Genomic DNA, 22,105 nt, shown 5'->3' with positions numbered 1-22,105 from the left:
AGGATTTTTAAAGCTTATTTTGTATGCACTCCTTATGGAAATCTGACCATTTTGGGTTTGGAGAGGTTTGAGGTAAGATTTTTGAAATTAAGGGTTTGTTTGGGCGTTGGAAGCTTCTTGAACATTTTTGTGCATTAGTAGATCCGAGGAAGTAATGGGGGTTACTCCATAAGAAAAAATATAAGATCACCTAAATCCGGGACTTGCTTTGGCTTTGTTATTAGTCATTTAGCACAAGGTTTTTATAATTCAAGCGTTTTTATAGTTTCATTAGGGAAATAGAGCAAAATTGCGCCCTGTTCCAATAAGACTCTAAGAGAATTGAAAGGCTCTCCTGATAAGCCCAAAACCTCTCAAGAGGGTCGTTCCAATAAGACTCTAAGAGAATTGAAAGATTGGATCACGAAACGAACTTATGAAAGAATATTACGTTCCAATAAGACTCTAAGAGAATTGAAAGCCAAAGCATTGACAAAGTCCTTTCCCAAAAGCTCCAGCGTTCCAATAAGACTCTAAGAGAATTGAAAGCCTTCGGGCTTGATTGCTATGGGTTGGCCGTTGTAGAGTTCCAATAAGACTCTAAGAGAATTGAAAGAACGTTCGAGGAGGGTGACTCAATACATCAGGGCTTGTTCCAATAAGACTCTAAGAGAATTGAAAGGACTATGAAGAAGATGAACAGCCCTGCTAGTGGTGAGGTTCCAATAAGACTCTAAGAGAATTGAAAGAGCTCGATGATGAGCTTGCGCTGATCGAGAATGCAAGTTCCAATAAGACTCTAAGAGAATTGAAAGGTCTTCAACCTGTGTGTTTACAAAGACAGCTTTTGCAGTTCCAATAAGACTCTAAGAGAATTGAAAGCTTTGGCTTGAGATACTTCTTTTCATCATCATACTTTCGTTCCAATAAGACTCTAAGAGAATTGAAAGTGGATTGCGGATTTTGGCCTCAATAACCCAAACGTGTGTTCCAATAAGACTCTAAGAGAATTGAAAGAGATGATGTCCTCAAGGTCTGGGAAAAGGTTCTTCAAGTTCCAATAAGACTCTAAGAGAATTGAAAGTTGGTATAGCTCCACCAATTGCCTCACCGATGTCGTGGGTTCCAATAAGACTCTAAGAGAATTGAAAGACGGTGGCGTACCGCTTCCTCATTGACATTCCAGAGTGTTCCAATAAGACTCTAAGAGAATTGAAAGCACCCAACGGCTCGGGCTTTAGCTCTCGATCTTGAAGCGTTCCAATAAGACTCCAAGAGAATTGGAAGTGCAATAACAAAAGCCCAGAATCGTGAACCCAAGAAAAACCTCTGAGCTTGTGGTGGGGCCGCCGGGATTTGAACCCGGGTCCCCGGCTCCCGAAGCCGGAAGGATAGGCCAAGCTACCCCACGGCCCCTCGAGAATGAAGTTTAAGGAAACTGTTATAAACATTTCGCAATGAGATTGAGAAAAAGCAGGAAGGGGTTTCTATGATTTCAATTATAGTGCCAACATACAACGAGCGTGACAACATTGAGGAGCTTGTGAGTAGAATAAGCAAAGCGTTAGAAGGTTATGAGTTTGAAATCATAATCGTTGATGATGATTCTCCAGATAAAACGTGGGAAAAAGCACAAGAATTAGCACAAAAATATCCAGTTAGAGTGATTAGAAGGATAAATGAGAAGGGTCTCTCTTCTGCGGTGATTAGGGGATTTAAAGAGGCTGAAGGCGACATTTTTGTAGTCATGGATGCTGATTTGCAGCATCCTCCAGAGGTAATTCCGAGGCTCATTGAGGCAATCGAGAGTGGAGCTGACATTGCAATTGGCTCCCGATATGTAAAGGGTGGAAAAGTTGAGAATTGGTACTGGTGGAGGAAGCTAATTTCAAAAGGTGCAATAATGATTGGTCGTGTTGCGTTGCCGAAAATTAGAAACATTAAAGACCCGGTAAGTGGATTCTTTGCCCTCAGAAGAGGAGTTGTTGAGAATGTTGAGCTGAACCCAGTGGGCTTTAAAATTCTCCTTGAGATTCTCATAAAGGGAAAATACGGCAAGGTCGTTGAGGTTCCGTACACATTTGGTTTAAGAAAGAGTGGGGAGAGTAAGTTGAGCCAAAAGCAGATTTTCAATTATTTGAGGCATCTCTATCGTTTAATGAAGTGGGAGGGTGAGATTGACCGTTTGGTTAAGTTTTCAATTGTGGGAATGAGTGGAATAGTTGTAAATCAGTTTTTCTTGTGGCTTTTTGCAAATATTCTCGGTGGGGGGATTGCTAATTTAATGCTTGCTAACATTCTTGCGACTGAGCTTGCAATCCTCAACAATTTTACTTGGAATGATTTGTGGACGTTTAGGGATTTGAAGAGCAAGCCCCTTTACAAGAGGCTCTTCAGCTTCCACTTGGCTGCTTTAACTGGAGCTGTTGTCCAGTGGGTAATATTTGGTGTGCTTGTTTACCTTGGCATGCATTATCTAATAGCGAACTTAATCGGAATTGGGTTTTCGTTCATCGTTAGGTTTCTGGTCAACAGACACATTACTTGGGGCTAATGCTCCAATTAAGCGAGCAACTTAAATAAGCATTGCGAAATTATCTTTGGTGGTATTATGAGGGAGTTTCTTAAAGAAGCGAAAATAAATGTGGACGAAATTTTAAGGCACATTATGAACATATCCGAGTTCCACAGAATCCAGGGTTCAAAAGAAATCGTTGATACAGCGGAGTATGTTCTCGGAGAGCTCAAAAAAGCTGGAATTGATTCTCAGCTTTTGGAAGATGTCTATGATGGAGAAACCTGGCATCTAACATTGAGATCCCCAATTGCATGGGACTTAATTTATGGCGAAATTGAGATTTTTGACCAAAAATTTACAACTAAGGAAATTCCTCTCGTTGTAATGGCACACTCGCCAAGCGGAGAAGCTGAGGGAGAGATAGTTTACATTGAAAGAGAAGAGGACTGGGGAAAAGTAGAGGGAAAAATAGTTCTAATTGACAAGAAATGGAAGGAGAATTATGAAAAAGCAAATAAGAAGGGTGCCATTGGTTTTATAGCCTATCGCAAAGGAACTGGGAAAGCCTTTCCATATATGGGGCTGTTTCTCTCAAAGAAGGATTTAGAGTGGGCAAAGATTCCAGCTGTTGCTGTGAGTGAAGAGATTGCGAATAAAATAATTGGCAAGTTAAAGAAGGGAGAGAGCGTAAAAGCCAAGATGAAAGTTCAAACGGAGATTAAAGATAAACAAATTTTGCCAATGGTTTATGCAAAAATTGGAAAGCCACCGTATATTCTCTTCACAGCTCACATCTGTCATCCAAAGCCTGGGGCAAATGACAACGCAAGTGGTTCAGCAATGCTCATAGAGTTGGCAAGGGTATTGAAAGAAAGATACGGCGAAGACTTCAGATTCGGCTTTGCATTCCTATGGATTCCCGAATACCATGGAACACAAGCATTCATTGAAAAGTTCGCTGAGCTTGAGAACTATTATGTGGTGATAAACCTCGACATGGTTGGTGGAAGTGAAGATCGCTCCGCTTCAACCATAATGATTGTAAGGACGCCACTATCAAGGTTCTCAATTGTAAGTGGGCTTTTGGAGTACTACCTCAATCTGGCGAACTCTCAAGGTGAAAGCTTTGGCGGTGAAGGAATGCCCAAGCTGAAAGTTAAAAGCTACTCTTATCAGATGGGAAGCGACCACGACATCTTCAACTTCTTTGGAGTTCCTGGAGTCATGCCAATAACTTGGCCTGACAAGTTTTATCACTCAAGTGAAGATAGCATAGAAAAGATAAGCAAAGATTCTCTCGAAGTAATTGGGAAGGCTGTTTTAGCTACAGCCTTAGCACTGGCGAAAGCTGAGAAAGAAAAACTGCAGAGATTTGCAAGAGGCTATGCTATGAAATATCTGGGAGAACTTGGCATGGATAGAGAAATTGAGGTTGCGGAAAAGCTTGTTATGAAAGGTCTTGCGAGGGATGGAAAGTTTTTGGGAATTGACATAGGTCATGATTTTGAGTTCAAGACTTGGATAAAGTGGGAAAAGAAGGGACTAGTCTCAGTTAGGACAATTAGGGAATTTGATGAAAAAGCAGCAAAAGAACTTGAAGAATTTATGGAAGACAAAAAGTTCTCAATTCATCTTCACGAGCTTCTAATGTTGGGAGAAACCCTTCCAGAGAAAGAAGCGTTTAAAGCTCTAGAAGAAGAATTCGGAAAAGTTGACAAAGAGAAGCTCAATAAAGCCCTCGAAATTTTGAAAAAGCTGGGATTTGTTAGCTATTAGATTTCCTTCTCCTTCTCTTTCAATTCTCTCTCTAGCTCGTTTATCTTTTTAACGATGTTCTCTTTCAGCTTTTCAAGGAGTTCTGTTGGTGACGTTGCAGTGTAAACGTAGCCGAGCCATCCCTTTTGGATTAGCTCTCTCTTTAGGAGCCCTTTTCTATATAGGCTTAGCACGTGCTCTCTCACGCTTCTCTCACTTATACCTAGCTCTCTTTGAATCTCCGTAATTCTCATGGGTACTTTTTTCTCCAGAAGTAATCGATAAATTCTGATTTCAGTTTTTTTAACACCCAATGATCTTAACAAGCTTTCAAGCTTCTCATGTATCTCATTCATTTTCTCACACCTCTGCAAATTTATCTTCATACTTTAAACTTCATAAATGTTGCGGTTCTAAATGAAATTTATTCTGCCAATATAGGTTCCATTAGGCAAATATACATCTCCTTTTTTACTATCTTTCAAGAAGGGAATCATCTTGATTCCTTCTTTTACGTCAAATCCCTCTATGTAGGGGTTTATCGTAGGGAGAATTAGGAAATTTTCGATTCTCAAAAAGCATTTTACTTTTTTTGCAATGCTCCCAAATTTTATTGTAATTGCTGGATGAATATGTCCAAGAAAAGCTTTTTCAAACTTTACCTCTGGGAGATTTTGATGGCCGTGAAGGAAAAGGAGATTGTCTATTACGTGGTATCCAACTACTTTAACGTTTTCAAAATCCCTCAAAGCTTCTTCAATTTTTCCATCATGATTCCCTCTTGTTATTATTACCTCAAAGTCTCTAAGCTCAGAGAAGAACTCTATGAGAAGCTTTTTTGTAAATGTATTAATTCCAAGGGGTTCTTTGATATCACCTAAAATTACCACAAAATCTGGGTTTTTGAGCTTTACAAACTCAGCGAGCTTTTTTTCAAATTTTGTTCTTATTCTTAATCCCCTTGAAAGCTCAAAAGCTATGTGGGGGTCAGCAAACACTAAACCTTTCCCCTTTGATGTCTCGAGTTCAAGGGAGAGGCTCTCAAAATCAAGAGTCAAGACAGAAAACCTCCAGATAATGAAAGGGATAGAAAAGAACTGAAGGTATCAGATTAATCCTCTTTCCTTCTTTCTCTGCCTCTTGAGTCTCCTAATCCTCTTCTTGATCCACTTCCACCTCATCCTGCCCTTCTTTTTCCACTTCCTTGGTCTCCTCTTCATGATGATCCCTCCTATGATCGCTCCGCTCTAAGCTCTCTCAAGTATATTTTTAAGCTTTTCTCCTAAAAGCAATGAACCTATAACAATGCCCAAAAGAAGCGAGATTATCGCTATTAAGCTTGCTTTACCGATTGGAAGCACTTCCTTTTCAACTATTTTTTCTACTGGTGTATAAACGATCTTTGTCTCATTTGGGCACTGGATTGTGGGTGTAGTTGGTGTTGTGATGTTCTGAGTTGTGTTTTCACAGTTTATGTATTTTTCAACAATTTTTTCGACTATTTGAACTTTTTTAGATTGGTAAACGGAAATTGTAGCAGTATCGAGGAGTTGTTTCTTTGGAAATGGGCTCTCAAGCTTCAATGTTAGGTTTCCAGTTTTTACTGGAACTATTTCTACTGTGAAAGTTCCTTCTGAAGGACTCCCTGCTATCATTGTCGGAGATGATAAATAAGTAATTCCTTCTCCCTCTATTGTCAAAACAAAAGAGCTTGGATAGCTCGTATAGACGGTATAGGTGACCGTGGCGTTAAACGGAACGCCTAACGTTGCATTGTCTGGAAGATTGAGTTTTGCGGAAAAAGTAATCTCTGGATCTAGGACATAAAATTTATGCTCGATGATCCTACGGTATGTTTTTCCATCGTGGTCATATAAGAGCTCGATTGTGATACTCTGATTTTTCTTTTCAATTGTGACCGTGGAGTTGGCGGTAATAGTAGCGTTTGGGGAGAGTAAGGGACTAAAAGTTCTGTATTTCATGTCATCTGTGAATATTAACATTTCGAGATTTTCAGCAGGGGCATTTCCGATATTTGGTATCACCAAATTAAGTGGTACAGTTTCTCCAAGATGAACTTTTTCTGGGAGATCGACTTTGATGTTCACTATTGGGAGTGTAACGTTTGCTTCTTCCTCTTTCAAAGCATCTTCATCTACAAATACGATAAAATACGCAAGATTATTTTCAACACCTTCAAATCCGTATTTGAACTTTATTGCTAATGGGTAGTATACCAGATAGGGATTATCAGTGCTCAAAACTTTTTTCTCAACTATGTTTCCCGCTTTGTAAAGAGTTACTTCGACTTGGTTTTCATCAATGAAGTCCGAAACTTCGAGTTCATAGAGCTTTGAGAGTCTAACCTTCTCATGTTCAGCAATAAATCCTTCAAAATATGGCAGTTCCTTAATTGTTAAATACGTTGCATTCACCAAATCCAAACGAACTAATGCACGATTTTCATCAAAATCTAATAATGTTAATAAAGTTACATCGTCTACGTATGTCCTTTCGCCTTTGGAAAGCTCGTATGTTTCGTTCTTAACGACTAGAAGAGCTTTTCCATTGCTGATACCTTTGTATATAATATATCCGCTTTGGTCTTTGTATATGTATTCTCTGAACAGATAATTGAGGGGATTCAGCTTTATTTCAAAGTTTTTGTCCCTGTAGTAGGGCCTCTCTTTGGAAAGAGTTACATTTGTGTATCCTAAATTAAGCTCTGCATAACTTTCATTAGCTTTAATAACTTCAATCTGCTTGTTCTTGAGAACTAGAGTTTCTCTGGCTTTGAAATATGGAACATCAATCTCAAGAAGAACTGCTGGATAGATCTCAGACTTAAACGAGTCTTGCAGATAGATTTGGATATCATCAACCATTAGCCCTTCATTGAAGGAAATTGTTCCCATTCTGTAAAGCAGGCCATATCTGTATACTTGAATTAGAGCTTTTGTAAAATCTTTGTCAACATCAACAACTTTTATAGTGTAAGTGTCAATAGTCACGCTCTCTCCAATTCTAAGCCACACGAAAATTTTGCCTTCATTTTGAGCACTCACGGGGAGAGAAAACAACAGAAGTAATGCCAAAAGGACAATAATCTTCCTCACTTTCACCACCAATCTTATTAGGTTCAATGCTTATTAATTCTTTGCTGGTGATTAGCTATGAGAATAGGGTTTATTCAGATGGAACCCAAGCTTTTGGATCTAAACGCTAATTTAAGCAAAGCTGAGAAGCTTTTAAAAGAGGCTGCCAAGCAAGAGGCTCAGTTGGTTGTTTTTCCTGAACTCTTTGATACTGGTTACAACTTTGAGAGTAAGGAAGAAGTTGAAAGCATAGCTCAGCAGATACCAGATGGAGAAACCACACAGTTCTTAATAGAGCAGGCAAAAGAGCATGAAATGTTTATTGTGGCTGGAACTGCTGAGAAAGATGAAAAAGGTAAACTTTACAATTCTGCTGTTCTTGTGGGACCAATTGGATGGGGTTACATAGGGAAATACCGCAAGATTCACCTTTTCTACAGAGAAAAGCTGTTCTTTGAGCCGGGGAATTTGGGATTTCATGTGTTCAATATTGGAATAGCAAAAGTAGGCATAATGATCTGCTTTGACTGGTTCTTCCCAGAAGCTATGAGAACCTTAGCGTTAAAAGGTGCTGACATAGTTGCTCATCCAGCGAATCTTGTAATGCCTTATGCCCCAAGGGCAATGCCAATTAGGAGCTTAGAAAACAGGGTTTTTTCAATTACAGCTAACAGGATCGGAGAAGAGAGAGGGCTCAAGTTCATTGGAATGAGTCAGATAAACTCACCAAAGGCTGAGATCTTGCTTAGAGCTAGTGAAGACAAAGAAGAGGTTGGTGTTGTAGAAATAAATATAGAAGAAGCACGGAATAAAAAGATAAACGAATACAACGATATTTTCAAGGACAGGCAGCCTAAGTATTATTTTGTCTGATGTGCTGTTTGCTTCTTTTTCTTACTACTTATGAGTTCCAGCAGCAAGTAGCAGTCTGAAAGTTTCAATCAGCAATAGTCCAATTCCACCAAAAAGTGTTGCAGATAGTAGGGCATTTGAGTGGAAGTTGTAAGCGTTATAAAGTATAGCGTAAATGTTTGCCCATACTAAGATTACCTCGAGGAGTGTCATCATTTCAGCAAAGACTTTCAGTGCTTTTTTGCTTGTTTTTGGAGCTACTCTTATTGTCATGGGATCCTTGGCCATGTATGTAAGAGCAATTGGGAGCAGAGATATTGCCAAAGGAAACAGAAAGACTCCGAATGTCTTCTGGGCGAAGTTGTCAGGTTCTCCGGCTATGTTGAAGTGAATTGCAACTGTATCAGGGAGCTTATCCCAGCTGAACGCCAAGAATCCAAGACTGAAAGCTAAAATACTTATCTGAATCAGAAGATATGGCTTTACATCTATTCCTTCAATAGGCTTTGGCTCTCCAATTGCTGGCTCTTTGATGCTTTCCTTCTCAACGATTTCCTTGGCCATCTTATATCCTATGGCAGTTATCAGCAGGGTCCCTGCCACTACTATTAAGGTGAAAATGAGCATATTATGAATTTTAGGGCTCAAGATGAAGAGCAAAATTCCAAAAGCCATGAAAGCTTTTCCGCCGAAGGTGTTTACCTTTACCCATGCCTCCTTAGATGCAAAGGTGTAGCCAAAGCGAAAGCCTATCGCCATGTTCGACTCGTTTCTAAAGAGGTAAGTTAGCAGGCCGGCTATAAACATCGTGACAGCAAGGAACATTTCAAACATCATGTTCATTGCTTCAATCCCATCCATATTCATCCCTCATCAGCTTTTTAACAACGTTATTGACAAACTCCACCTCTTCCTTAAGCTCTTTAAGGACATCTTTTCCAAGAGGGGTTATCCGATAATATTTCCTAGCTCTCCCTCCAACTTCAGCCCAAAAACCTTCAATTAGCTTGTATTTCTCCAAGCTTTTCAGCAAATCGTAAAGAGTCCCCTCACTTGGCACGATTTTACCATTACTCAGCTTTTCAAACTCCTTTCTGATTGCATAACCGTGCATATCCCCTTTATTCTCAAGAATAGATAGGATGATAAAGGAGTAAGTGCCAGCCCTAAGCTCCCTCCTCAGCTTTTTTAGGGCTTTCTCTTTTGGATCACCAAACAACCTTTTCTTCCTCCTTTTCTACTTTCGCTTTTGGAATGGCATACTGCAGTAGTATGAGTGTTATAACAATGATGATACCATAAGTCATTATTAAGCTTGTCTGGGAATTCGTGAGCTGATAATATGCGGCAAACGTATCAATAACGCTGTGGGCAATGCTTAGGACTACTAAAGCTTTTCTTCCAAATCCATTTTTATAAGCGTATGCCAGTATTAGAGTGGTTCCTCCATGGAAAAGAGTCGCTATGTATCTTTCAAATGAGCTAAGCAGTGCTTGTGTCAGCTGGACTGGAGGCAAACCTCCTAGAGCAAAGCTTTGAACTACTTGAAGCAACGGCACCAAAACTGCCTCACCGAGTCCAAATCCAATTCCAATGAAGAGTGCTTCTTTAAGAGTCTTATTCCTCACAAAAGCATACTTCAGACTCTCTTGGAAGAATCCGGCAACAAATCCAAGCCAAATCGCTGTGATAACTGTGAAACTAAACCCTTTAGCAATTATATCTGCATTTGATTTAATTCCTAAGGCCAAGAATGGAGCTTGCTGAATTATCGGCTGAATGAAAAGTGTTACTGCAACTAAAAAGAAGCCCAAAATAAGCTCTGCACCTTTAATCTTCTTAAACCCAATGGTGTAAACTGTTAGTAATGCTAATATTCCGCCCAAGATGGGCAAACTAACTGCTAAGGGAAGGGGAATTCCCTTTTCCTTCCAAATAACTTTTTTAATCCAGAGTCCAGAAAGCTTGTATTCGCTATCAACTTGGCTAAAAACAAGTTTTATCGTAACATTAGCTTTTTCGAACTCAAAATGATAATACCCCAAAATAAATTCCCCAGCTTTTCCTTCTTCAGCAAATTCAAAGCTTTCAAGATTGCCATATTTCGAAATCATCTGTTCTCTTAAAGCATTGAAGGATTTTTCATTAAAAGCCTCCTTCATTTTTTCGTCCAGATATGGTTCGAGAATTGAGTAATTTCCAGTTTTTAGGCTTTCAAAAACTGCTTTTGCAACTTCGTCATAGGGCTGCGCTGCATGGATTAATGAGGTAGAAACCATAACAAGAAGAAATAAGCTCAAAATTATCTTTTTCATTTTTCACCACCAATACCTCGGACTTCGATGTATTGTGGAAACATTAGAAATATAAAGCTTGCGGTTGGTTTTCACAGGGGGAATTAAAGTGATTCACGAGATACCCTTTGAGGAGATACTACAGAACCTTGAGGAGTTAGATTCTAAAAAAGTTCTTATTCAAACTCCAGAGGGGTTAAAGAAAGAAGCTCAAGCTTTGGCTGAATTTTTGGAAAAGAATGGAATTGAGGTAATAATAAGTGGAGATATAAACTATGGGGCTTGTGATTTAGCTGATAGAGAGGCTAAGATGCTCGGCTGCGATGTTTTGATCCATTTAGGTCACTCTTACATGCAGCTTAATCTAGAAATTCCTGTAATTTTTGTCCCTGCTTTTGCAAAAGTTGATGTTGTGAAAGCTTTGGAGAATAATTTAAACGAGATTAAAAAGCTCGGTAAAAAAATAGCTCTCGTAACAACAGTTCAGCACATAAGGGATTTAAGGAGAGTACGGGAGTTCTTAGAAGAGAGGGGCTTTCAAGTTTTCATTGGCGAGGGAGATAATAGGGTTTCATTTGCTGGACAGGTTTTGGGGTGCAACTTCACAACGGCAAGAGTTAGAAAGGAAGTTGATGGAATTCTGTTCATAGGTGCTGGCTACTTTCACCCAATTGGTGTTGCTTTAGCCACAAAAAAGCCAACTTTAGCTATCAACCCTTACAGTGGAGACTTCGCTTGGATGGATAAGGAAGTAGAAAAGATTGTGAGGAAAAGGTGGGGAATGATTGCTAGAGCTTATGATGCTAAGAAATTTGGCGTTATTATAAGCACAAAGAAGGGACAGCTACGCTTAGGGGAAGCTAAGAGAATAATGGGGCTTTTAAAAGAGCACGGGAGAGAAGCACAGCTGATAGCAATGAACTACATAAATCCAGAGGCTTTGGAGGGCTTTGATTTTGATGCCTACGTTGTTGTTGCTTGTCCTCGTGTACCAATAGACGATGCAGAGAAGTGGAGAAAGCCCGTTTTAACGCCGAAGGAGGTTGAATTACTGCTCGGCTTGAGAGAAGAGTATGAGTTTGATGAAATTCTTGGGGGTAAAAGGGAGATTGATGAGCCTTTGGGAATAAGCTTAAAGCTTCCAAAGAGGTGAAAGGATGCTTAGACTCATATTAGACTCAGCTCTTCACCTTCTGCTGATTTTCATGTACTACAGCTTCTTAAAGACCGCTATAGAGGTTTTCACGTATAAGAAGCCGAGGAAACTGTTGCTCCTCACGGTTTCAATATTTGGAGTCTTCATCTCTCTCTACATTGACATTCTTCTCGGCTTTCTATATCTCTTCCTCGTGCTCCTCCTTATAGGCTTGAACTCAAGAGAAGCGATTGTATCAGCTTTAACAGCTGAGTTTGGCTTCATAATAGCCCTTGTTGTTGTAATGTTTATCTTAACGACAATCGGCACAATGTACAACATTCCAGGCTTCAGGTTTGAGATGCGCTTTGAGGAGTTACTTCGCTACATGAGGGGTTAGCTATGAAGAAGAAGCATCTTGCAATGCTCCTCTCAAGGCTCAAAGGGTTTGAAAATCCCAGACCAGAGCTGGAGCAGTATAGAACTCCGGGAAACGTTGCAGCTGAGCTTTTATGGTTAGCATATTCTTTGGACGACGTTGAAGGCAAAGTTATAGCTGATTTAGGTGCCGGCACAGGAGTTTTAAGTGTGGGAGCTTGCCTTTTGGGGGCAAAAAAGGTTTACGCTGTTGAAATTGATGAAAATGCTTTGAAAATAGCAAGGGAGAATGTAAAAGCTCTGGGTGTGGAAAGTTGTGTTGAGCTGATTTTCTCTGATGTGAGCTTTTTTGATAAGCAAGTTGACACGGTCATCATGAATCCCCCTTTTGGCTCTCAAAATCCAAAAGCGGACAGGCCTTTTCTTCTAAAGGCTTTTGAAATAAGCAGGGTTGTGTATTCAATCCATCTGGCAAAGCCCGAAGTCAGGAAATTTATTGAGGCTTTTGTGAGGGATAACGGCTTTACAATAACGCACCGACTAACAGTTGACTTTGAAATTCCGGCTCAGTTTTTCTTCCACCGCAAGAGGCTGGAGAGGATAAAGGTTGACATATATAGGTTTGCTCAGCCAACCGAGCGCTCATCATGATTCAGCCAGTGCCGGTATCATCATCGCATAGCATAAATTTATAAACTCTCCACCATTCAAAAAGCTTGATGCCGATGATTGAGGAAATCCTCAGCGCTTCATTGCTGATGCTAATCATGATTGATCCGAGCGATAAGATACTCTTGGTTAGCTTACTTAGGGAGGACTTTCATATAGAAGACATAAAGCAGCTCATCATTAGAGCAAACTTAATCGGTTTTATCCTGCTCATAATCTTTGCCTTAGCTGGTAAAATAATTCTGCAGGATATTTTTCACATTGATTTGAATGCCTTGAAGGTTGCTGGAGGATTCGTTCTGTTTAAAATAGGTCTTGAGGCACTGGAAGGCGGCGGTATGGTAACACTCAAGAAGGAGAAGAACATCTTAGCCTTAGCTGCAGTTCCGGTTGCAACTCCTCTTATAGCAGGACCTGCTGCAATAACAACTGCAATCACCTTGACAGCGGAGTATGGGTTAAAGGTCTCTGCCTCAGCTATCTTAATAGCGATTTTGCTAACTGCTCTGCTCATGTTCGTAACGCTCTACATGATTCAGAACATCAAGAAAACAACCTTGGGTGTTTTTATTAGAATAATAGGTCTCTTCACGATGGCAATTGGTGCCCAGATGATGGTTGAAGGCGTTGGTGGGATTTTCCTCAGACTGCTTCAAAGCTCTGCCTGAAGCAAATGACTTTTAAGGTTTTTTGCATTCTTAATGGCAGGAAGGTGGTAAAATGGTAAAAGAGAGAATTGAGAGAGTAAAAGGAACGAGAGATTTACTTCCAGAGGATATGGCTAAAAGGAGATGGGTGTTTGAAAGGATAAGAGAGGTCTTCGAGGTTTATGGCTTTAAAGAAATCCTCACTCCAACCTTTGAATACACCAAGCTCTTCCAGCTCAGGAGCGGAGAGGAAGTTGTGAAGCAGCTCTACGCCTTTAAGGACAAAGGTGGGAGAGATATATCCCTGAGACCAGATCTGACTTCAAGCGTAGCTCGCTTATTTGTCAATAAATTCCAGAACGCTCCAAAGCCCGTGAAGTGGTACTACATAACAAATATGTTCCGCTACGAAGAACCTCAGAGCGGTCGCTTGAGAGAGTTCTGGCAGGCTGGCGTTGAGCTCATTGGCTCGGCAAACATCGAGGCTGATGCTGAGGTAATAGCTTTAATGATTGAGAGCTATCTTGCAACGGGTCTCAAAGACTTTACAGTTAATATAGGTGACAGAGTTCTTTTAGATGAGTTTGCCAAAATGCTGGGCGTTGAAGATGACATTGGATTGATGAGATTAATTGATAAGAAGGACAAGATGACGAGGGAGGAATTCATAAAGTCTCTCAAAGACTTTGGACTGAACGATGATGCCATTGACAAAGTTCTCTTTTTGATTGAGCTTAAAGGAAAGCCTGATGAAATCTTACCCAAAGCTTACGAGCTGTTTACAAGTGAAGTAGCTAAGGAAGAACTGAAAAAAATTGAGGAATTATTTGAGCTTTTGAAGGCTTATGGTGTTGAAAAATATGCTTTAATCGACTTTGGAATCGCGAGAGGCTTTGACTATTACACAAGCATTGTGTTTGAGGCAATAGCTCCGAATGAACTTGGTATTGGCTCCATTGGTGGCGGTGGGAGGTATGACAACTTAATAGAGGTCTTTGGTGGAAAGCCGACACCAGCGACAGGTTTTGCAATTGGAATTGAGAGGCTAATCCCAATATTGGAAAGCAAAGGACTTTTGCCGAGCTTTAGACTAAGTCCAGACGTTTTTGTGGTTTACATTGGAAAGGAGCTTGAGGTCAAAGCCAAGGCAATAGAGATAACCCAAGCCCTTAGGAAAGCGGGGATTAAAGCAGAGTATGACTTGCAGGGAAGAAAACTGAAAAAAGCCTTAGAGTATGCTGATAAGCTTGAAATACCCCTCGTTATAATACTCGGAAAGAGAGATCTGGCTGAAGGAAAAGCCACGATTAGAGATATGGCAACTGGAGAGCAGAAGAGTGTTGCAATTGAAAAGATAGTTGAGGAAGTTAAGGAAATGCTTGGATGATGATTAAACCCGTTGCTGACCGGTGATGAGAGGACTGACTAGCTGACCGTGATGGGAAGTGGTATGGGCAGAAAAATCTTTGCTCCTCTCTATATTTTAACTGGAGTTTCCGGGATAGTCCTCTCTGCAGCTTATCCGAAAATCTCTTTTCCTAATCCTCTCAATCCAATCTTCTTTTCAGCTTTTCTCGTTTTTGGTCTGCATCTCTACGGCGTTAAGAAGGCAGTAATTTACGGAATGTTTCTTTTACTGCTTTCACTGTCTCTCGGAATTGAATTTTACTACCTTCTGAATGCTCAGCTTAAAAACGCCGCTCTTTTCCTAATAACTCCCCTATTCGTGGGTATTAAGTTTGCTATAGCGTATTCCCAAAACTCGTGACTTCAAGTGTTCTTCCTTTTAATTTCAAACTTGTTTTTCTTCCTCTCAAAGCGCCATTTTTCGATTGCTCTTATGAATGGACATCTCCTCCTCCATTCTGCAAAGAATTCTTTAAGCCCCATGCTTTTCACCCGAAAATAGATTAGAAGAGGGGGTTTAAAAATTAAATCATGAAGGAAAATTCATCAATGCCAAGTAATAACTTTGTGAGTCACTTTACCAGCCAATGCATCTTTCAAAGCCTGCTCCATAATCTCTAATCCTTTCTCTGCTATTTCTTCAGTTATAACTAGCGGAGGTGTAATTCTGATGACATTTCCAAACATTCCGTAGCTCGGCAGAATTAAGCCGAGTTCAAAGGCTCTCCAGCATATCTTTCCAGTTAGATCTGGGTCTGGTTTACCATCTGGCTTAACGATTTCAACACCAATCATCAGTCCCTTTCCTCTAACGTCGCCCATGACTTCATATTTCTCCTGCATTTCCTTCAAGCGCTTCATTATGAATGCCCCGACCTTTTGGGCGTTCTCAATGACCTTTTCCTCCTCAATTATCTTCAGTGTAGCATAGGCTGCTGCTGAAATCACTGGATTGGCAGCTGGAGTTAATAGAGCGCTTCCGCTCGTCATGTCCATTAGCTCAGCCCTTCCTATAACTCCGCTCAGCCCCATTCCACTAGCAACTCCCTTTCCAAAGGAAATGAAGTCTGGCTCTACTTTGAACCACTCTGTTGCAAACCACTTTCCGGTCCTTCCAATGCCCGTTTGAACTTCATCCATCGCCAAGAGAATGCCGTGTTCATCTAAGACCTTCTTTAGTTCGATGAAAAAGTTCTCTGGCGGAACAACTATTCCTGCGTCTCCTTGAATTGGCTCCGCTATTAAAGCGGCAACTTCATCTGGTGGAACTACATGGGCTAAAACGTAGTTCTCAAGATAATCTAAAAAGCGGTTTATCAGCTCATCTGGTTCTTCATAGCCGTTGATTCCCCAGACGTTTCGGTAGGGGTTTGGATAAGGAATCCACACAACATTGGGCACTAAAGGTGAGAACCCTCTCTTCTGAGAGCTCTGGAATGCGGCTATGGAAGTTGCACCATAAGTCTGTCCGTGATAAGCTCCAATAAATGCTATGAACCATGGCTTCCTCGTGGCAAAGCGTGCTACCTTCATGGTCAAATCCATTGCATCGCTCCCGCTCAAACCGAAGAGTATCTTCGGATTTTCAATTGGAGCTTTTTCTGCTAAAATTTCAGCAACTTCTATGGCTCTTTTGCTATAGGTATAACCTATCATTGAGTGCTGTATCTTTGAAACTTGTTCTTGAACTTCTTTAACCAACTTTGGATGGGCGTAGCCTGTTGATGCTGCAGCAGCCCCAGCTAAGAAGTCAATGAAAATATTCCCATCAACATCCTCTATTAAAGCTCCAAAACCCCTCTCAGGAACAACTGGGAATAGTTTAACACCGAGACCAGAGGAAATCACTCTCTTTTCTCTTTCAATCAGCTCCTTTGCCTTTGGTCCCGGAGGCTTAATAACTATCTTGGGAAATTCCTCAAAGCCCATAAAACCACCTCAAATTTGTATTTTGGAATCCAAGCTTTTCTGAGTTAAAAACCAAAAATCAAAAAGAAGAAAATGGAAAAATTGAGTTCATGGATTCGCTGTGACGAACTCATCGGTGTACCTCTTAATGACTGTGTAGAGCAGTATTAGACCAATCAAGTTGGGTATTGCCATGAGACCGTTCATCATATCTGAGAATGTCCAGACGTTTTCTAGGACTGTTGTTGCACCGATGTAGATGAATATTACGAAGAGTAGGTTGTAAATCAGATGAAGCTTTGGATACAGCCTGGCGAACTTCTCTGGGTCACCTTCAATCCACTTAGCTAAATACATGATGTTCTGTCTTCCATAGAATGACCATGCTAAGACTGTTGAGTATGCGAAGAGTATGACACCGATAACGACCATTATCTCACCGATGTGTCCAAAGGCTCTTGCGAATGCTTCTTGGGTTAATGCTGTACTTGTTTTGTCTGTTTGCCAAGCACCAGTTGCTACAATTGAAATTCCAGTCAGTGAACATATGACGAGTGTGTCAATGAATGGTCCGAGCATAGCAACGTGAGCCTGTCTTGATGGGTGGTCTGTTCTTGCAGCTGCGTGGGCAAGTGTTGCCGTACCAAGACCAGCTTCATTTGAGAAAAGACCTCTTGCGACACCCCATCTTATGGTTGTACCAACTGCACCGCCAGCAACTGCGCTTCCAGTGAATGCGTCCTTGAAAATTAGTGCTATTGCACTTGGCAGTTGTCCAGCGAACTTAATCCAGACTCCAATTGCGAAGATGAAGTAGATTATTGCCATAAATGGAACTAAAGCCTCTGCAACCTCACCAATTCTCTTAATTCCACCAACGATAACTATGAATGTCAGGAACGCGAAGAATGCTCCACTTGCCCACTCTGGAATGTTGAATGCAACTTTCATTCCCAATGCTAAGGAGTTTGACTGAGTCATGTTACCAATACCGAATGCTGAAATCGCCGCGAAGAGTGCAAAGAGCACTGCAAGGGTTTTTCCAAGCTTTGGTAAGGACTGTTCTCTTGTAAGGTAGAACGCCAACAGAGCAAAGAGCAGTGCGATTATTATTGCTAGAATCTTGAGTCCGCCACTCAGTCCAATGGCTTCGTATCCGATAAATGCTGCAAATATTAACATAAATACCATCGCTAAGTATCTTGCTGTTGGTGATATCTTCTCTTCTGCAAGACCTATTTCAAGGAAGTTAAATGTTCCACCAATCATTGTTCCATCTGGTAGCTTGCTTCTGAAAGCAACACCTAAGAGACCCTCTGAGTATCTTGTTGCCATACCAACTAATGCTGTAACCCACATCCAGAACAGTGCTCCAGGACCACCAAGGTGAATTGCAGTTGCGACACCAGCGATATTTCCAATACCTACTGTTCCAGCGATGGTTGCCATCAATGCTTGGAATGGTGTGATGTCACCCTCACCTTGCTTCTTTCTTCCCTCAAAGAGAGTAAACCTAATTGACCATCCAAGTCTGCGGAACTGAATTCCTTTCAGAACTATGGTGAGGAAGAGCCCTGTACCAACAAGCAAAATCATTATGGGGGGACCCCAAACCATGCCATCTAACCAGTTAATAAAATCTATTATGGCTCCCATATAGACACCTCCAACCTATTTAGGTTTTTTCTGAACGTCACTGTACCATAAAGTAGAGTTTTCTGCATTGGTGTACTTTACAAACTTATCTTAATATCGACAAAATATTTAAGGATTTTGGCTAATTGTTGAAGTTTTTCTCAAGTAATGTTGAGGTTATATATGCTACATTTTGGCAACGATATGTTTTTGAAACTATAATATACACAGTAAACAGTGAGAAGTGCATTAAAAATCTGGCAGGATTAAGGGAGTAAGCTCTCCTTTTCAAATCATATGAGTTTCTCATTGGTGATAGTTTATTAATGAACTAAAGCTTGATCAAGTTGAAGCCAAAAAGCCTTCATTTTTCCTTTTAACCTCTTGCTGAGAAAGAGGTTTAAAGCTCAAAAAGTCAGCTTAAAATAAAGATGTGGCCTCTGGGAGAAAATTGAGGGAAAATCTTATTAGTTATGAGAATCATAATCAAAAAATTGAGGAATGATGAGTCTGGAGCCCCCTGAAATCAGTGATGAGGTTTCGCGGGTCTGACCGGTGTTGTATATGCTCAAAGAAAAGATATGCAAAGATCTGTATGAGGAAATTGAGAGGTTAGAACGTTCGATTATTGAGCTTGAAGATGAGATAATTGAGCTTAAAGCTCAGCTTAGAGCCAAGACGGAGGAAGCTACGAGCTTAGCTATTGAGAACCAAAATTTACGATATAAGCTTGAACGCTTAAGAAAAACGTATGAGCAACTCATAGAGATGCTCAAAAAGATGAACTTCCCAATCATTGTAATCAATGAGAATGAAGAGGATTAGCTCAGTCTAATGGGAGCTTATACTAGACAAATTCTTCATATTTCTTGTTTTTGCCTAAATTTCAGTAAACTTAATATAACTTCACTCTTCTGTTGTTTTTAAGGTAAGTACTTTTCACTAGTTAATTTTGGAAGGGTGATTAAAATGTCAATGGATATGACAACGAGGATGTTTAAAGAGGAAGGATGGATAAGGAAGACCTGTAAAGTCTGTGGAAAACCTTTCTGGACGCTCGATCCAGACAGAGAGACATGTGGGGACCCTCCGTGTGATGAGTACCAGTTCATAGGAAAGCCGGGCATTCCAAAGAAGTACACGCTTGATGAAATGAGAGAGGCATTCTTAAGCTTCTTTGAGAGACATGGGCATGGAAGGGTTAAGAGGTATCCAGTTCTGCCTAGATGGAGAGATGATGTTCTCCTCGTTGGGGCAAGCATTATGGACTTCCAACCTTGGGTCATTAGTGGAGAAGCTGATCCTCCAGCAAATCCGCTCACAATTTCCCAGCCTTCAATAAGATTCACAGACATTGACAACGTTGGAATAACGGGGAGACACTTCACAATCTTCGAAATGATGGCACATCATGCCTTCAACTATCCAGGCAAGCCGATATACTGGATGGATGAGACAGTTGAATTAGCTTTCGAGTTCTTCACTAAGGATCTGAAGATGAAGCCTGAAGACATAACCTTCAAAGAGAACCCATGGGCAGGTGGAGGAAACGCTGGACCCGCTTTTGAAGTCCTTTATAGAGGTTTGGAAGTTGCTACGCTTGTGTTCATGCAGTATAAGCTAGCACCTCCCGGAACTCCGGATGACCAAGTTGTGATTATCAAAGGGGACAGATACATCCCAATGGATACCAAGGTCGTTGATACCGGTTATGGTCTTGAGAGGTTAGTTTGGATGAGTCAAGGCACTCCAACGGCTTACGATGCTGTCTTAGGTTATGTCATTGAGCCCCTCAAGAGAATGGCTGGCATTGAGAAGATTGACGACAGGATTCTAATGGAAAACTCAAGGCTGGCTGGAATGTTTGACATCGAGGACATGGGTGACCTTAAAGTTTTGAGAAGAGAAGTTGCGAGCAGAGTTGGGATAAGCGTTGAGGAACTTGAGAGACTAATAAGACCCTACGAGCTTATCTATGCAATAGCCGATCACACAAAAGCCTTAACTTTCATGCTGGCTGATGGAGTTGTTCCTTCAAACGTTAAAGCTGGCTACCTTGCTCGTCTGTTGATAAGGAAGAGCATTAGGCATTTGAGGGAGCTTGGTTTGGAGATTCCGCTCAGCGAAATCGTTGCCATGCACATAAAAGCTCTTCACAAGACTTTCCCAGAGTTTGAGGGGATGGAAGACGTCATTTTGGACATGATTAATGTGGAAGAGAAGAGATATCAAGAAACCCTTAAGAGAGGCTCCGATTTGGTCAGAAGAGAAATTAAGAAGCTTAGGAAAGAAGGCAAAGACGAAATTCCACTAGAGAAGCTCATACTGTTCTACGAAAGCCACGGCTTAACGCCAGAGATTGTTAAGGAGATAGCAGAGAAAGAGGGTATAAAGGTTCACATACCCGACAACTTCTATAGCTTAGTAGCAAAGGAAGCAGAAAAGACGGCAAAAGAGGAAAAAGAGGAACAAATCGTTGATTTCGAGCTTGTAAGAGACTTGCCAGATACGAGAACGCTTTACTATGAAGACCCGTTCATGAAGGAGTTCGACGCTAAAGTTCTCAAGGTCATTGATGAGTGGGTCGTTCTTGATAAAACAGCATTCTATCCAGAAGGTGGTGGACAGCCGTACGACACTGGTGAGCTTAACGGTGTTGAAGTTCTAGAGGTTCAGAAGGTTGGAAAGGTGATACTCCACAGAGTTAAGGAGCCAGAGAAGTTTAAAGAAGGAATGACAGTTCACGGAAAAATCGACTGGGATAGGAGAATTCAGCACATGAGACACCATACTGGAACCCACGTTCTGATGGGAGCTTTGGTGAGGGTTCTTGGCAGGCACGTCTGGCAAGCTGGCTCACAGCTGAGCACAGATTGGGCGAGGTTAGATATTTCCCACTACAAGCGCATTAGTGAAGAGGAGCTGAAGGAAATAGAGAGGCTTGCTAATAAGGTTGTCATGGAGAACAGAAAAGTCACTTGGGAGTGGTTGCCGAGAACAGAGGCGGAGCAGAAGTACGGCTTTAGGCTTTATCAAGGTGGAGTTGTGCCGGGAAGAGTCATCAGAGTTCTCAAGATTGAGGACTGGGACGTTCAGGCATGTGGTGGAACTCACTTGCCGAGTACTGGCTTAGTCGGTCCAATAAAGATACTTAGAACTGAGAGGATTCAAGATGGAGTTGAAAGAATTATCTTCGCATGTGGTGAAGCTGCGATAAAAGAGTGGCAGAAGGAGAGGGACATAATAAAGAAGACAAGTGAAGTCTTCAGAGTTCCACCAGAAAAGTTGCCAGAGACAGCTGAGAAGTTCTTCGAGGAGTGGAAGCAAGCAAGGAAGGAAGTTGAAAAGCTCAAGAAAGAATTAGCTAAGCTGCTAGTTTACGAGCTTGAGAGCAAAGTCGAGAAGATCGGCGAAATTGAGTTCATCGGAGAGGTTGTCAAGGGAGACTTAGACCATCTAAGAGAAGCAGCACTCAAGCTGAAGAAGTCCAATAGGATAGTTGCACTCATAAGCGAAGACACGAACGCTGTGGTCGTTGCAGTTGGCGATGCTCTTGAGTTCAAAGCTGGCGAACTTATAAGGGTGATAACTTCAATCGCTGGTGGCGGCGGTGGAGGAAAGAAGGACTTAGCGCAAGGAAAGATAAAGGATGTAAGAAAGGCAAGAGAAGCTTTGGAGGAGCTTAGGAAGAGGCTCTCCTCTTGATTTATCTTTATTTTAGGATCGAGAAATTATGGTTAAATTTCTTTTTATGTTCCACACTGTAAAAGATGAGCAGAATTGCAGAATTTACCTCGACTGCATCTTTAGTGTACTCCTGTTCAAGAAGAATA

General features: G+C 41.1%; 19 protein-coding genes, 1 tRNA gene and 1 CRISPR repeat array. Of the genes, 11 read left to right on the top strand and 9 right to left on the bottom strand.

Annotation, left to right across the window (positions count from 1 at the left end; all coding sequences use genetic code 11):
• Nucleotides 1-298: 298 nt before the first annotated feature.
• Nucleotides 299-1,266: a CRISPR direct-repeat array (repeat unit 30 nt; unit sequence GTTCCAATAAGACTCTAAGAGAATTGAAAG).
• 51 nt (nt 1,267-1,317) lie between these two features.
• Nucleotides 1,318-1,395: transfer RNA gene (locus tag E3E24_RS01355), tRNA-Pro, on the bottom strand.
• A gap of 73 nt (nt 1,396-1,468) precedes the next feature.
• Between E3E24_RS01355 and E3E24_RS01350 the strand changes: the two genes are divergently transcribed.
• Nucleotides 1,469-2,533, top strand: coding sequence for a glycosyltransferase family 2 protein (locus E3E24_RS01350; protein ID WP_167886304.1), 1,065 nt, complete (start codon nt 1,469-1,471; stop codon nt 2,531-2,533).
• A gap of 57 nt (nt 2,534-2,590) precedes the next feature.
• Nucleotides 2,591-4,273 carry a DUF4910 domain-containing protein gene (locus E3E24_RS01345; RefSeq protein WP_167886303.1) on the top strand — a complete coding sequence of 561 codons (1,683 nt, stop codon included), beginning with the start codon at nt 2,591-2,593 and terminating at the stop codon, nt 4,271-4,273.
• On the opposite strand, the gene E3E24_RS01340 is transcribed toward E3E24_RS01345, so the two are convergent.
• The 3 genes from E3E24_RS01340 to E3E24_RS01330 form a co-directional block, all read right to left on the bottom strand.
• A complete protein-coding gene (locus E3E24_RS01340) occupies nt 4,270-4,608 on the bottom strand; it encodes a transcriptional regulator (RefSeq protein WP_167886302.1) in 339 nt (112 codons plus the stop codon). The two genes, E3E24_RS01345 and E3E24_RS01340, sit on opposite strands and share 4 nt — an antisense overlap.
• A 57-nt stretch (nt 4,609-4,665) precedes the next feature.
• Nucleotides 4,666-5,310, bottom strand: coding sequence for a metallophosphoesterase (locus E3E24_RS01335; protein ID WP_167915508.1), 645 nt, complete (start codon nt 5,308-5,310; stop codon nt 4,666-4,668).
• 189 nt (nt 5,311-5,499) lie between these two features.
• Complete coding sequence (locus E3E24_RS01330; RefSeq protein ID WP_167915507.1) at nt 5,500-7,368, bottom strand: hypothetical protein; 1,869 nt, start codon at nt 7,366-7,368, stop codon at nt 5,500-5,502.
• 57 nt (nt 7,369-7,425) lie between these two features.
• Here E3E24_RS01330 and E3E24_RS01325 point away from each other — a divergent pair, with 57 nt between their 5' ends.
• Nucleotides 7,426-8,220, top strand: a complete 795-nt coding sequence (locus tag E3E24_RS01325; protein ID WP_167886299.1) for a nitrilase — start codon at nt 7,426-7,428, stop codon at nt 8,218-8,220.
• Between the two features lie 24 nt (nt 8,221-8,244).
• Here E3E24_RS01325 and E3E24_RS01320 read toward each other — a convergent pair whose 3' ends face one another.
• Genes E3E24_RS01320 through E3E24_RS01310 form a run of 3 tightly spaced genes read right to left on the bottom strand, consistent with a single transcriptional unit; the run spans nt 8,245 to nt 10,514 of the window.
• Nucleotides 8,245-9,060 (bottom strand): DUF1648 domain-containing protein, encoded by an 816-nt coding sequence (locus tag E3E24_RS01320; protein WP_167886298.1) that lies wholly within the window; start codon nt 9,058-9,060, stop codon nt 8,245-8,247.
• Entirely contained in the window at nt 9,047-9,418 is a 372-nt protein-coding gene (locus E3E24_RS01315) for a PadR family transcriptional regulator (RefSeq protein WP_167886297.1), read from the bottom strand. Before E3E24_RS01315 ends, E3E24_RS01320 begins: the two co-directional genes overlap by 14 nt.
• Entirely contained in the window at nt 9,408-10,514 is a 1,107-nt protein-coding gene (locus E3E24_RS01310; RefSeq protein WP_167886296.1) for a DUF3887 domain-containing protein, read from the bottom strand. The genes E3E24_RS01315 and E3E24_RS01310 overlap by 11 nt, the downstream gene beginning before the upstream one ends.
• A 91-nt stretch (nt 10,515-10,605) precedes the next feature.
• Between E3E24_RS01310 and dph2 the strand changes: the two genes are divergently transcribed.
• The 6 genes from dph2 (at nt 10,606) to E3E24_RS01280 (ending at nt 15,090) form a co-directional block, all read left to right on the top strand.
• Nucleotides 10,606-11,646, top strand: coding sequence for a diphthamide biosynthesis enzyme Dph2 (gene dph2 / locus E3E24_RS01305; RefSeq protein ID WP_167886495.1), 1,041 nt, complete (start codon nt 10,606-10,608; stop codon nt 11,644-11,646).
• Between the two features lie 4 nt (nt 11,647-11,650).
• Nucleotides 11,651-12,028 (top strand): hypothetical protein, encoded by a 378-nt coding sequence (locus E3E24_RS01300; RefSeq protein WP_167886295.1) that lies wholly within the window; start codon nt 11,651-11,653, stop codon nt 12,026-12,028.
• Nucleotides 12,029-12,030: 2 nt separating this feature from the next.
• On the top strand, nt 12,031-12,657 hold the full coding sequence (locus E3E24_RS01295) for an METTL5 family protein (RefSeq protein ID WP_167886294.1): 627 nt from the start codon (nt 12,031-12,033) through the stop codon (nt 12,655-12,657).
• A gap of 74 nt (nt 12,658-12,731) precedes the next feature.
• On the top strand, nt 12,732-13,343 hold the full coding sequence (locus tag E3E24_RS01290; protein WP_167886494.1) for a MarC family protein: 612 nt from the start codon (nt 12,732-12,734) through the stop codon (nt 13,341-13,343).
• Nucleotides 13,344-13,395: 52 nt separating this feature from the next.
• Nucleotides 13,396-14,709, top strand: a complete 1,314-nt coding sequence (gene hisS, locus E3E24_RS01285) for a histidine--tRNA ligase (protein WP_167886293.1) — start codon at nt 13,396-13,398, stop codon at nt 14,707-14,709.
• 51 nt (nt 14,710-14,760) lie between these two features.
• The gene (locus E3E24_RS01280; protein ID WP_240912169.1) at nt 14,761-15,090 is read left to right on the top strand and encodes a hypothetical protein; all 330 of its coding nucleotides are present in this window, start codon (nt 14,761-14,763) and stop codon (nt 15,088-15,090) included.
• A gap of 185 nt (nt 15,091-15,275) precedes the next feature.
• Here E3E24_RS01280 and E3E24_RS01275 read toward each other — a convergent pair whose 3' ends face one another.
• Complete coding sequence (locus E3E24_RS01275) at nt 15,276-16,658, bottom strand: acetyl ornithine aminotransferase family protein (RefSeq protein WP_167886292.1); 1,383 nt, start codon at nt 16,656-16,658, stop codon at nt 15,276-15,278.
• An 87-nt stretch (nt 16,659-16,745) separates the two neighbouring features.
• The gene (locus E3E24_RS01270; RefSeq protein WP_167886291.1) at nt 16,746-18,293 is read right to left on the bottom strand and encodes a sodium:alanine symporter family protein; all 1,548 of its coding nucleotides are present in this window, start codon (nt 18,291-18,293) and stop codon (nt 16,746-16,748) included.
• 543 nt (nt 18,294-18,836) lie between these two features.
• On the opposite strand from E3E24_RS01270, the gene E3E24_RS01265 reads away from it, so the two are divergent.
• Nucleotides 18,837-19,097, top strand: a complete 261-nt coding sequence (locus E3E24_RS01265; protein WP_167886290.1) for an initiation control protein YabA — start codon at nt 18,837-18,839, stop codon at nt 19,095-19,097.
• Between the two features lie 144 nt (nt 19,098-19,241).
• Nucleotides 19,242-21,977 (top strand): alanine--tRNA ligase, encoded by a 2,736-nt coding sequence (gene alaS, locus E3E24_RS01260; protein ID WP_167886289.1) that lies wholly within the window; start codon nt 19,242-19,244, stop codon nt 21,975-21,977.
• Nucleotides 21,978-22,105: the final 128 nt, after the last annotated feature.

This window comes from Thermococcus sp. LS2, assembly GCF_012027375.1.
GTDB lineage: Archaea > Methanobacteriota_B > Thermococci > Thermococcales > Thermococcaceae > Thermococcus_B.
This window is presented reverse-complemented; position numbering and strand designations above follow the sequence as displayed.

Coding starts and splice junctions, on each gene's coding strand:
- E3E24_RS01350 (WP_167886304.1), top strand. CDS start 1,469: ATGATTTCAATTATAGTGCCAACATACAACGAGCGTGACAACATTGAG.
- E3E24_RS01345 (WP_167886303.1), top strand. CDS start 2,591: ATGAGGGAGTTTCTTAAAGAAGCGAAAATAAATGTGGACGAAATTTTA.
- E3E24_RS01340 (WP_167886302.1), bottom strand. CDS start 4,608: ATGAATGAGATACATGAGAAGCTTGAAAGCTTGTTAAGATCATTGGGT.
- E3E24_RS01325 (WP_167886299.1), top strand. CDS start 7,426: ATGAGAATAGGGTTTATTCAGATGGAACCCAAGCTTTTGGATCTAAAC.
- E3E24_RS01320 (WP_167886298.1), bottom strand. CDS start 9,060: ATGGATGGGATTGAAGCAATGAACATGATGTTTGAAATGTTCCTTGCT.
- E3E24_RS01310 (WP_167886296.1), bottom strand. CDS start 10,514: ATGAAAAAGATAATTTTGAGCTTATTTCTTCTTGTTATGGTTTCTACC.
- E3E24_RS01300 (WP_167886295.1), top strand. CDS start 11,651: ATGCTTAGACTCATATTAGACTCAGCTCTTCACCTTCTGCTGATTTTC.
- E3E24_RS01295 (WP_167886294.1), top strand. CDS start 12,031: ATGAAGAAGAAGCATCTTGCAATGCTCCTCTCAAGGCTCAAAGGGTTT.
- E3E24_RS01290 (WP_167886494.1), top strand. CDS start 12,732: ATGATTGAGGAAATCCTCAGCGCTTCATTGCTGATGCTAATCATGATT.
- hisS (WP_167886293.1), top strand. CDS start 13,396: ATGGTAAAAGAGAGAATTGAGAGAGTAAAAGGAACGAGAGATTTACTT.
- E3E24_RS01280 (WP_240912169.1), top strand. CDS start 14,761: ATGGGAAGTGGTATGGGCAGAAAAATCTTTGCTCCTCTCTATATTTTA.
- E3E24_RS01275 (WP_167886292.1), bottom strand. CDS start 16,658: ATGGGCTTTGAGGAATTTCCCAAGATAGTTATTAAGCCTCCGGGACCA.
- E3E24_RS01270 (WP_167886291.1), bottom strand. CDS start 18,293: ATGGGAGCCATAATAGATTTTATTAACTGGTTAGATGGCATGGTTTGG.
- E3E24_RS01265 (WP_167886290.1), top strand. CDS start 18,837: ATGCTCAAAGAAAAGATATGCAAAGATCTGTATGAGGAAATTGAGAGG.
- alaS (WP_167886289.1), top strand. CDS start 19,242: ATGTCAATGGATATGACAACGAGGATGTTTAAAGAGGAAGGATGGATA.